8 protein-coding genes and 1 pseudogene are annotated in these 10211 nt (G+C 37.1%); 3 read left to right on the top strand and 6 right to left on the bottom strand.

What is annotated here, in order from left to right:
* Nucleotides 1–498 precede the first annotated feature (498 nt).
* Complete coding sequence (locus AC2JBO_RS38420) at nt 499–732, top strand: hypothetical protein (protein WP_496958894.1); 234 nt, start codon at nt 499–501, stop codon at nt 730–732.
* A gap of 303 nt (nt 733–1035) precedes the next feature.
* Here AC2JBO_RS38420 and AC2JBO_RS38415 read toward each other — a convergent pair whose 3' ends face one another.
* Both AC2JBO_RS38415 and AC2JBO_RS38410 read right to left on the bottom strand, forming a co-directional pair.
* The gene (locus AC2JBO_RS38415) at nt 1036–4194 is read right to left on the bottom strand and encodes an MFS transporter (RefSeq protein ID WP_496958893.1); all 3159 of its coding nucleotides are present in this window, start codon (nt 4192–4194) and stop codon (nt 1036–1038) included.
* Nucleotides 4195–5098: 904 nt separating this feature from the next.
* On the bottom strand, nt 5099–6169 hold the full coding sequence (locus tag AC2JBO_RS38410; protein ID WP_496958892.1) for a glycosyltransferase family 4 protein: 1071 nt from the start codon (nt 6167–6169) through the stop codon (nt 5099–5101).
* 697 nt (nt 6170–6866) lie between these two features.
* Between AC2JBO_RS38410 and AC2JBO_RS38405 the strand changes: the two genes are divergently transcribed.
* Nucleotides 6867–7070: a hypothetical protein gene (locus AC2JBO_RS38405; RefSeq protein WP_496958891.1), complete on the top strand. Its 204-nt coding sequence runs from the start codon at nt 6867–6869 to the stop codon at nt 7068–7070.
* Nucleotides 7071–7847: 777 nt separating this feature from the next.
* Here the strand turns inward: AC2JBO_RS38405 and AC2JBO_RS38400 are convergent.
* A complete protein-coding gene (locus AC2JBO_RS38400; RefSeq protein ID WP_496958890.1) occupies nt 7848–8045 on the bottom strand; it encodes a high light inducible protein in 198 nt (65 codons plus the stop codon).
* Between the two features lie 333 nt (nt 8046–8378).
* Between AC2JBO_RS38400 and AC2JBO_RS38395 the strand changes: the two genes are divergently transcribed.
* The gene (locus AC2JBO_RS38395; RefSeq protein ID WP_496958889.1) at nt 8379–8639 is read left to right on the top strand and encodes a hypothetical protein; all 261 of its coding nucleotides are present in this window, start codon (nt 8379–8381) and stop codon (nt 8637–8639) included.
* 242 nt (nt 8640–8881) lie between these two features.
* Here the strand turns inward: AC2JBO_RS38395 and AC2JBO_RS38390 are convergent, their stop codons facing one another.
* The 3 genes and pseudogenes from AC2JBO_RS38390 to AC2JBO_RS38380 all read right to left on the bottom strand — a co-directional run.
* Complete coding sequence (locus tag AC2JBO_RS38390) at nt 8882–9085, bottom strand: hypothetical protein (protein WP_496958888.1); 204 nt, start codon at nt 9083–9085, stop codon at nt 8882–8884.
* Between the two features lie 4 nt (nt 9086–9089).
* On the bottom strand, nt 9090–9302 hold the full coding sequence (locus AC2JBO_RS38385) for a hypothetical protein (RefSeq protein ID WP_496958887.1): 213 nt from the start codon (nt 9300–9302) through the stop codon (nt 9090–9092).
* 382 nt (nt 9303–9684) lie between these two features.
* A pseudogene (locus AC2JBO_RS38380) lies at nt 9685–9775 on the bottom strand (IS5/IS1182 family transposase); the annotation flags it as partial.
* Between the last annotated feature and the right edge of the window lie 436 nt (nt 9776–10211).

Genomic DNA, 10211 nt, shown 5'->3' with positions numbered 1-10211 from the left:
AACCTTAATTTTACAAGCGTTTATACTACGTTATGACTCATAAATCTGGCGAAGGTATTGTACCATGTAATACAGTTATAAATTTGTTAATTTTATAAATCTACACAAAGGCTTTTGAAATAACTAAGTCTTGCTCATTAGAGAAAAAACAAATAAGCAACTACTTTATTGTTGTTAATATCACAATTTTATTTAACATTATCTCTTTCTTTTGGAGTATGTTGCATAAAATTAAATTACTTAAAGTTGAATATGGTTATTAAAACATATGAAAACGTCTAGTTTTGGCACATAGGCTTTTTTCATACAACGTACTAAGAATTCTGGTGCCAAATAATCCTGTCTCTTCTGTTTATTTAATTTTTCAGTATATAATTACTATTTTGGCTCAAAGAGTAGCTTAAGTCTGTCTTAATGCTTTTTGTTAAAGTTCTAATATTGGCAAGCCAGATTTGACGATTATTCTGTATTTGAATCGGTTGATCTATGTTAAGAACAATGTTGTATAATTCAAATATAATCAAAGTAGAAGATAAAGTTTTAATCCTTTACCCACCTTATGTAGCTGGACTCGAAGGAGTTATCTGTGGTCAAGAAAGTTTCTCTACTCATGATAAAAATAATAAGCGTTGGCTTGTTTTTGTTAATCTTGAAAATTTCATAATTTCACTAACTTCACAAGATTTTACAGTACTCCAAGATAATTGCTTATTACATGAAAAGTCGGGATAGACAAGTAAGAGAAAGCCCAGACCCTTTCTTTTGCAATTGGTGCCAACGCTTCATTCTCCCAGAAAATATGTATCACCAATGCCTGATTACGCTCGATTTTATTACCTTAAATCTTAAATTTAGCTATTAAAAAAATGTAAATAATAAGTGTATTGATTCATACAATAGTAGTTTACAATTCTAGGAGCAATAAGTCATATTTAATAAAAAATCAATAGTTAGATATACAAAGCGATAATATCTACATTATGTTTAAAAAAAGCCTCTAATCAAAGAGGCTTAACATGAGGGACTTTAAAAACTTTAAACAAAATAGCTAGTTGCTCTTACTGCTATTGCTCCAGCTATTGCAGAAGCTACTAGAGATACTATTGCTGTATTAAATACCCACCAAGCGGCGCCTGCCACAGCTTTTTTCGTTTCAACTGCTTGTTTTTGCGCTTGTTCTTTAACCGTGTTGAGACGTTTTTGTGTTTCCTGTTGAATACGTTCAGCTTGATGCAATACTTTATCTCTCGCGCCTTCAATTTGGTCAATAATTTTGTTAGCTTGTGAAGAGGAAATGTCAGAGCGCGAACTGAGAACAGCAACTAAGGTATCACGGTCAAACTGAAGTAGGCGCCCACGCAATGCTTCAAATCCTGCTTGCGGGTCGTCAAACAATTTGGCAAAGTCTTGCTGTATTCCTTCATAATTAAGTTCGGCACGGTCGAGTGAGTTAAGATATTCACGAACTTTACCAAAAGCTCCATCAATTACTGACTGTACCCTTTGCTGAATTTGTTGGAGTTGTTCTACAACCGAGTCGCGTATCGATTCGATTTGCCCTACAATTCGATTAGCTTCTTCTTCTGAAATATCTTCACGTTGCGACAATAAAGCTACAATTGTTGAACGGTTAATTTTAGAAGCGCGCTCACACAAAGATGATACACCTGCGCGCGGTGAAGATAGTAATAATTGTAAATCGCGCTTCATACCTTCGGGGTTAAGTTCTTCTTTATTGGTGTTACGCAGGTATTTTTCCAGACTTTGTTCAAACTCAAAGGCGTTTCCAGTTGCACGGTTTGCCAAGCGTCGTGGTGCTTTGACAATATTATTAATGGCTTCAGTTACAGTGTCAATGGTACGATTGACTTGCTCAGAACTCAATCCTGCTTGAGACAATAGTTCAACTAGGGTTTCTCTATCAACTTGAGATAGTCTATCACCTAATGCACTGGCGCCAGCTTTAGGGTCAGATAACAATTTTTGCAAGTCTTTTTGAATACCTTCTGGGTTGAGTTCCTCTAAGTTGGTACTACGAAGATACTCGGCAACAATATTAGTGGCTTTTTCATATTGTTCTTTGGCTTTACCTGCTACTTGTTGAGGAGCTTGCAAAACTCTATCACGTACCGACAATAGATTATCAATGGTTTTGTTGACTTGTTCTTCGCTCAAATCTTGGCGTTGACTCAGTAATTTTACTAAAGTCTCACGGTCAAACTGTGATAATCTTCCACGTAAAGCAAATATTCCAGCAGTAGGGTCAGAGATTAATTTTCCAAAATCACGCTCAATGCTTTCAGGGTTAAGTTCTTCTAGATTTGTATTGCGAAGATAATCTTCGACACTTTGCCGTAATTGTGCAGCTTTTTGTTTAGCTTGCTCTTGAAGTTCGCATGTTTTGTTTAAAACATTATCACGGGTACGTTCGAGTTGGCTAATTATATTATTGGCTTCTTCTTGGTTAATGTCTTGACGTGCAGCAAGTAACTTCACCAAGGTATCACGGTCAAATTCTTTGAAACGCGCGCTCAATTCATCAACCCCAACTTCTGGGTCTTCCAGTAGTTTCGTTAAATCTCTCTCAATACTGAAGGGATTTAGTTCTGATTTTTCAGTTGAACGTAGATATTCTTCAATTTTACTACGAAGGTTTTGGGATTTTTCTCTTGCTGCTGCTTGTTGCACGGTTTCATAAACAGACGCGCGGATACTTTCCATTTCTTGTGCAATTTCTTTAACCCTTGCTTCACTCAGATCACCTTGCTGTTTTAGTAAGTTTGCGAAGTATTCTTTGTCCAGGTTTTCTAACTGGTGCCGAACGGTTGCGGGGTTTGCGTTTGGGTCGTAGATGACTTCTTGGAATTCATCTTTAATAGTAATGCGGTTGAAGTGCCAAGGCAAAGAATCAAGAACGTATTCTTCGACATCTGCTTTAATTGTGTTATTGGGTGATGTGGGTAATTTTTGAGCTACAGTGCTGCCAAGTTGAGTTGCTTGTTGAGTGGCTTGGTCTTTGAGCTTTTGCAGTTGTGAGGTAATTTTGCCAACATCTACATTTTGAGCTTTTCCAATGACCTGCTGTAACTGAGTTGTAACTTTATCTACATCAATATTAGAAAAGTCTACTTTTTTAAGAACTGCTGGTAAAGCGCTACCTACACCAACTGTAACTGCTTGCTGTAGCAAACCATTACCTTGTTTACCACCCCCTGCTGTAACTAATTCTTGGAGACGTTGACCGAGTTGTTCAGAATTTAAATCTTCGGGAGTTGCAGAAGAAATTAATTTAATTACTTGGTCTGTGGGATCTTGCTGCTGATTAAAAACTTGCTTCCAGGCACCTTCAAGTTGGTCAGCGATGCGATTAATATCTTGTTTAGAAAAATCTGTGCGATTACTAATTAAATCAACAAACGTTTGACGATTAATATTTTTAAGCAAGTCGCTATCGGCAATAGAACCTAAATCAGCATCTTTAAGTAGTTTATCAAATTGATTGCGAATTTCTTTAACGTCGAGTGAAGGTAATTGTAAAGAGCTTAAAGAACTAGATAGTGTATTTTTAATACTATCGGCATCAAACCCTGAAGTTAACTCGCGTCGAACTGCTGCTGTAATTTCTTCTGCCGTAGAAACTACCTGCCGTTTTGCTGTATTGGCGCCAATTGCAGCTGTAGCAGTGCCTATTATACCTTGCATACCGCCTTTTGCAGTATTAACAAAATAACCAATCAAAGAACCTACTACATTTGAACCTAACCACATAATCAGCGTAAAATACGCAGACCAAATGACTACACCAATAGTGGCACCTAAAAGCGAGTTTTCAATCAAACTTAGTTTTACCGCTAAAAAACTAGCAGCAAATAAAGCAATACTTGCTGTGACAAGTGCCCATAAACCTACAGTCGTCTCAACTTTACGAATTGTACTACCATTACCTGAGTTTTCATCAGAATCTGAGCCTGAACCTGTTCCTAAAGCTGAAATACCTACAGCTACTGAGAAATTTGTTAGTAGTAATTGAAAAGCAAATGCCATCAATATACCAGCAAACAATGCCACGAAAAATTTAGGACCTGAAAAAACCAGCGATGCTTCTTCTGGTGTTAATACCTCACCCACCGGAATTTGAGCTAGTTTCAAAGCAGTGAATGCACCTTGCAATATACTGTCAAATATGTGAAACATATTATCCTCCATTATGAGTTTTAATAAAATAATGAAATTACTTTAGCCACCCTGACCCAAAAGCACCTAATAAAGCTGCCAGCAAAATTATTTCAATAATTACCCAACTGACTCGTTGAATTTTCCATAGGCATCGTTGATCTGGTAAGTTTTCGCCAATATCTAAGTCGCCAAATCTTCGGATTTATTTAATAAAATAAACTAATCAATGTCGCTACCAGTTGGCAGTCTTGTACTTCAATTGCAAGAGCAAAAATATAATAATTTATAATCATCTTCCTAAAGGATGAGTTACTTATATTTTGATTCGTAAAACCTTTATTTTTTGTATGCTTAACTATCAATGTAAGGCTGTACTAAACCCTAATGCAAACATACTGATGACTCGATTTTGTAAAATTTTATTGTATTCATTGTGGCTAGTTTATAGCAAAAAGTTGTGACTACTTTTTAGCAAAAATGTAAGCTATAAAAGTTATTTTAATAGTAGTCTTATACTGACAAATTAGATGAGAGAAATTAAAAATTTCAAAATTCAGTAAATAATTGTTGTACTCAGCAATGTTCTATACTATCTATTTCCTAGGTATTAAAGTAGTTCTCTAACTTTAGAGAGAGACGACACATCATACAATTGATTGATGGAAAGCTAGTCTAAAAATGTCCCAATAGTGTTGACGACAGAGAATTAATGCTTAATTGATAAACTGAGCCTTTGAAGTAACAGCACTCTTTACACAAAGAATTACCAGAACTAAAAAGGAGCAGAATCATGGAAACTCAAGTTCAAAAGCAAGAACATATCAACGATTCAACAGCAGTACAAATACAAAATTCTGAACCCAATGGAGGATATTTTTATTAATATTGACTTGAGTGGAATCAATTTAAGTGAATCTTATTCCTATGTCCAGGTTTCGGGGTACATCATACTAAGGTCTTGGGTTGTACGACTAGCAAGCTTGCTGTAGACACCTTCGTAGCCATCTGTCATCTGCTTAATCGTGAAGTTTCTCAGCACATGCTCTTTGCAGGCGTAGCGGTTTAGCTCAAGCACCCTATCAATAGCAGAGAGACAGTCTTTGACTGAGCGACACAAGAATCCAGTCTTACCGTGAACAATCACTTCAGAGGTAGAACCCAAATTCATAGCAATCACAGGTGTACCTGTTACCATCGACTCAATCATCACCAGTCCAAAGGGTTCAGGCCAGGTAATCGGGAATAGAGTCGCAACTGCTCCTCCCATCAGGAGGCTCTTTTCAGCATGGTTAGCTTCTCCCAAGTATTCAATCTGCGTTCCATCAATGTGAGGTTTGATCTGTTGCTTGAAATAATCCACATCAACTATATCGACTTTACCTGCTATCTTTAAGTGCCAGCCCGAACGTTTAGCAATTTCGATCGCTAAATGCACCCCCTTCTCAGGTGAGATTCGACCCAGAAATGCAAGATAGGGAGACGGCTCTGCCTGCGGGTAAAACTTGTAAGTCATTGGATCAATGCCGTTGTAGACAGTGGCAACGTAATTGAGTCCCACTCTTGGTTCTCGTTGCGCGTTGGAAATGCTGACAAACGGCTGAGAGCGAGCATACTTGAACACCTTTTCATTATCTTGCGTCAAGATGCCATGCAGTGTATGAATGGTCGGTGTCTTCACCAATCTGGCGTAGGGTAGGGCAGGGTAGCCAACGTGAGAGTGAATGACATCAAACTTATGTGCCTGTTCGTACACTCGCATTAGCTGCAGTGTTTCGTAAACGCTTGGTTCCCTAACGGTAAGGTCTAACCTCAATGCCTGTAAGTGAACAGATTCTATCTTGGCAAAACTACTCGAATCACCCGATGCAAACAGAGTCACTTCATGACCACGACGAATGAGTTCTTCAGTCAGGAGACTAACCACCAATTCAACTCCTCCATAAGCAGGAGGCGGTACTTGTTCCCATAAGGGAGAAACTTGAGCGATTCGCATTATGATCTCCTCAGAATGTATATAACTAGACCTAGGACAAACCATAGTGTTCGGCGACACTGCAAGATGGGTTAGAGATAGAGAATTCATATTGAACCAAGAGTCCTGCAGCAAAGTCGTTAGGCACTACAAAAAGCTAACCTGCTTCGCTGCACGAGCGCGTAGCTTGGCTTGGCTTTGTTTTCCCGGCTCCTAACCCACTCTCTTGAAAAAATTTACCCTTTGTATCAGCCTTCTAGACTACTAAAAAAATTAACTGCTACAAATCAATACCTGAACCTTAAAGCTTTCAACTAAACCTAACCTCTAACTAAAGAATGAGATTGGTGTTAAGTTAGTTAGTTCTCAGTAGCTCGGTAAATAAGATGAATATAAATTTAATAATCAGGGTGATTATTTACTTTATATTCATCTTACTTGTGTTGAGATATACATTTAAATATTTCCATATCACTAAGAGCATCATACTTTAGATAATCATTGTTTAAAACCATAGACAGGCAACTCAATTTTCATAAATAATTACTATCAAATTATCACCTACTCCTTCTAAGTGAGAAGTCGGTTTGTCTTTAACTGTGGAAAGTTATGGTTTTAAAACCGCTTAGAAATCGACTCTCACTTTTTAATTAATGTTTTTTAATAATATTAACTATTAAAAAACATTTTAGATAAAGTTACCTTGTTTAAAATATTTATGAATAAACAAGCTTCACCCTCTGATTTTTTAACTGTATTAAAAAATAGTATATGGCTATTTGGAACTGCTTCCTGGCTTTTTGGCATCACAGATAGAACTATCGCTTCATTCTCAGATAACTATTTATCGGCAATAGATTTAACGCAATTATTTACGGCTTCCTTTTTTTTTAGCTGGTTATACTTGAAACCGGAGAAATAATACTTTAAGAAAGGCGCCTAGAGTTCAAAATTTACTTGCTTATTACGTATCATCTTAAAGCAGTGTCTAATAATTCGACTGACTACTCGGTGAAAAAACAAATTTTTGCTTGTAAATTTCAATTATTTAAAAGCTTCTGCTATGAATAGGCGTCAACATTAGCTAAATGCCATAGTCCAGATTCACTATCTATTAATAAGTATTGAAGCTTTGAGATACAAGGCTCGTGTAAGCTTGTATACACAAATTATTTACAATTTCTTTGTCTTTAGACGGAAGCTCAGTACCAGTAAAATCATCTATCTATATCAATCATCACGTTGTTAGCAGGACCCTTAGCTATTGCTGTGACATTAGGTTTATCTGCTCAAACTGGACGTAATTTTTCTATTTCTACTGTCATAAATTTTATTGCATTAGGAATAGCAATTATTATATTAGGAATAATAATTTATCTGTGAGGAGCGAACTTCGAGTTGGTTACTAATTGTATTAGGAGAAACGGGTATTAAAGCCAGCAGCCGAATTTTATGATTTTTTATTATGGCAGTAGATGTTCAGTTAATTTTAAATTGATTAGGTGATTCGCTAAGACGTATTTTAGAAAATTCTACTAAGGCGGTTCCGAGAATCTGAGTAAAAACAAGTCTTGGATTTCTTGCATGTATTGCATGTATTCTAAACTGATATAGCTTACTGTAATTGGCGCCTCAATTCGTTTGAGATAGGGTCAAATGCCCTATCTCTTACACTCTCACATCTATGTAGTTAAAAAGTTTAGCGAACCAGCTGAAGCACATCACGAACTACACTGTAACCACCTAAATCCCAAAGCAGGTAAGCAAGAAAGCCAATCATTGCAAAGCGTCCGTTCCAAAGTTCAGCTTGAGGAGTCCAGCCAGGAAGAAAAGCATTACGGTCTATACCATTGTAGGCAGCAATAGGAAAGTTTTCGGAAGTAGTCTTAGATTGCATTGTTAATACTCCTAAATTTTCTCAACATTTGTTTGATATCTCGATAGTAATTTCCCTAAATATAACAATGCCCTGTCTAAAGTTTTAATAAGTAGTAATCGCAAGAATGATTCCTGATTAAGAAAGTATGTATATATGAAAACAAAATTCGCGTTTTGTATAATAAACAGTCATTTAAAACACATACTGCCATCACTAATATTTTGTCATAACAAGAACTAATGTATTGCGCCCTTACAAAAATTATTCATAATATAATTCCTCTTTAGTTAGAAGCAAGTACCAGTGGCATCAGCTATGTAATAAACATAAAAATAGCTCAAAATGGCTTTTATGGTTCTATATGAAAACTCCGATGAATCAAAAAATCGACTTCTTACTGCCTTACCCAAAGAAGAATACGAACGCTTACTACCTTATTTTGAGCCAGTCTCTTTAGAGTATAAGCAAATACTGTACGTACCCAATGAACCCATTGAGTATATCTACTTTCCCGAGAAGGGTGTTGTTTCTTTGATTACCCTGATGGAAAATGGTGAATCAAAGGAAGCAAAGCTAAACACACTGACATTCAAAAATATTATGCAGCGGTAAACTGCAAATCCTTCCACATCACCCTAAACGATGTTTTACCAAAACAAGCGCGAGAATGAATCAGCTATAAACTACCGTGCGCTGATTCAAGAAATTCTTCAACCCCAACTTGACATCCATACATAATAAAGGAAATTGGCAAGGCTACGGTCATACCATTAAAATAAACGGTGCCAAATTTTACGACTACAGCGGCGCCTATTACATCATTTGAGCCTGACCGCGCTTGCCCCCCGCTTCTGTTAAATCAAGACTGTCTTTAACTCGCTTTCGGGCAGTAAAAGCATCGTTTCGGCGCCGACTCTACCAAAAGACGGTTCTTCAGGTTGCATTTCCATTGCCACCGTGTAAGTCCAGACTCCGGAGTCAAAGTTGAATTTAACAACGACTCCCTCTCCGCCGATAAATTGCACTAGTTGGTTAGGACTAAATTTTGGACATGTCATCACTTTATTTCCCCGGTTTGAAATATAGCCAACTGACAAAGAAAAAGGAGGCGGTAAACAATTGCATTAAATCAATGGCTGACAAATAACCATCTGTAAAGGAGGCGATAGTTCTATCAGTAATACCAAAGAGCCAAGAGGCAGTGCCAAAGAGCCAGATATTATTTTTTAGAGCAGCTAAAAAATCTAATTCGACAGGTTGAGTTTGCGTCTTCATAAGAATATTAAAGGCGGGTTAACGTGTATTCAAAGTTGCTTCTTTCTCCTGCCAAGACTAGTCAAAAAAGTACACTTGCCAGCTTTGTTGTTTTGATAGTAACTACTGGCAATTATCTGCTTCCCTATCTATGGTTTTAAACGCAAGGTATCGAAAGTATTAGCTCAAAATTTTATAGCTAACAGTTAAATGTATTGGGCAATACCAACACATTTGGAAGTCAAAAAGCCAAATTGCAACTATTTTCCCTAACCCCTGAGAATAACCAAAATTAGGTTTTGTTAGGTTATCAGAAATATTAAAGTATAAGTCTTGAAGCGATAAATTAAGCAAATGTTGTAAAGCTTTAGAGGATGTTTGAAAAGTTTGGTTGCGTAAAATTTTATGCCAATCGCCTCACCATAATCCTAATCATAGCGATGTATATAAATGTCTCTGGGGTTTGGTGGTAGTAGCTCGTAGTCTTTATTTAACTCCTAATTCCATCGCCTCAACTAATGCAACAGCTTTACGTATATAACTCTAAGGCGCTTGAAAATTTAATCTGTATGTACCACGGAAAGCGAGGGTTGCATTTGGTTGTGGTGTCCGCGCGTGGATTGCAGCTCCTTACTATATTTCCACATTTGGTGATGTTACTTCTTTTACAACATATTGAACGCCTGCGAGAACTCGCACTTAGTCAAGGAATTGACATTCAAATTTCCAGGTGCAAGATATGAGCCTCTGACTGGCGCCGCAAGCACTCCAGTAAAATATAAAACTAGCACATTTTTCTGAAACCCTTGCTATATATAGGATTTTGGAATGTGCAAGTTAGGTGCGTCCGACTGGCGGCGTTCGCACCCCGTTACTTATGTAGAGAAACTTTTATAATAGAATTACCCTGGCAGTTAAAGCCGAATTATC

The sequence above is a fragment of the Calothrix sp. CBUCES-K 9914 genome (assembly GCF_059640475.1).
Note: the sequence above shows the minus strand (reverse complement) of the source record. Positions and strands in the feature narration are given on the sequence as shown.

What these genes read in the sequence shown, in the direction of transcription:
- AC2JBO_RS38420 (WP_496958894.1), top strand. Translation starts at nt 499, where the DNA reads ATGTTGTATAATTCAAATATAATCAAAGTAGAAGATAAAGTTTTAATC.
- AC2JBO_RS38415 (WP_496958893.1), bottom strand. Translation starts at nt 4,194, where the DNA reads ATGTTTCACATATTTGACAGTATATTGCAAGGTGCATTCACTGCTTTG.
- AC2JBO_RS38410 (WP_496958892.1), bottom strand. Translation starts at nt 6,169, where the DNA reads ATGCGAATCGCTCAAGTTTCTCCCTTATGGGAACAAGTACCGCCTCCT.
- AC2JBO_RS38405 (WP_496958891.1), top strand. Translation starts at nt 6,867, where the DNA reads ATGAATAAACAAGCTTCACCCTCTGATTTTTTAACTGTATTAAAAAAT.
- AC2JBO_RS38400 (WP_496958890.1), bottom strand. Translation starts at nt 8,045, where the DNA reads ATGCAATCTAAGACTACTTCCGAAAACTTTCCTATTGCTGCCTACAAT.
- AC2JBO_RS38395 (WP_496958889.1), top strand. Translation starts at nt 8,379, where the DNA reads ATGGTTCTATATGAAAACTCCGATGAATCAAAAAATCGACTTCTTACT.
- AC2JBO_RS38390 (WP_496958888.1), bottom strand. Translation starts at nt 9,085, where the DNA reads ATGACATGTCCAAAATTTAGTCCTAACCAACTAGTGCAATTTATCGGC.
- AC2JBO_RS38385 (WP_496958887.1), bottom strand. Translation starts at nt 9,302, where the DNA reads ATGAAGACGCAAACTCAACCTGTCGAATTAGATTTTTTAGCTGCTCTA.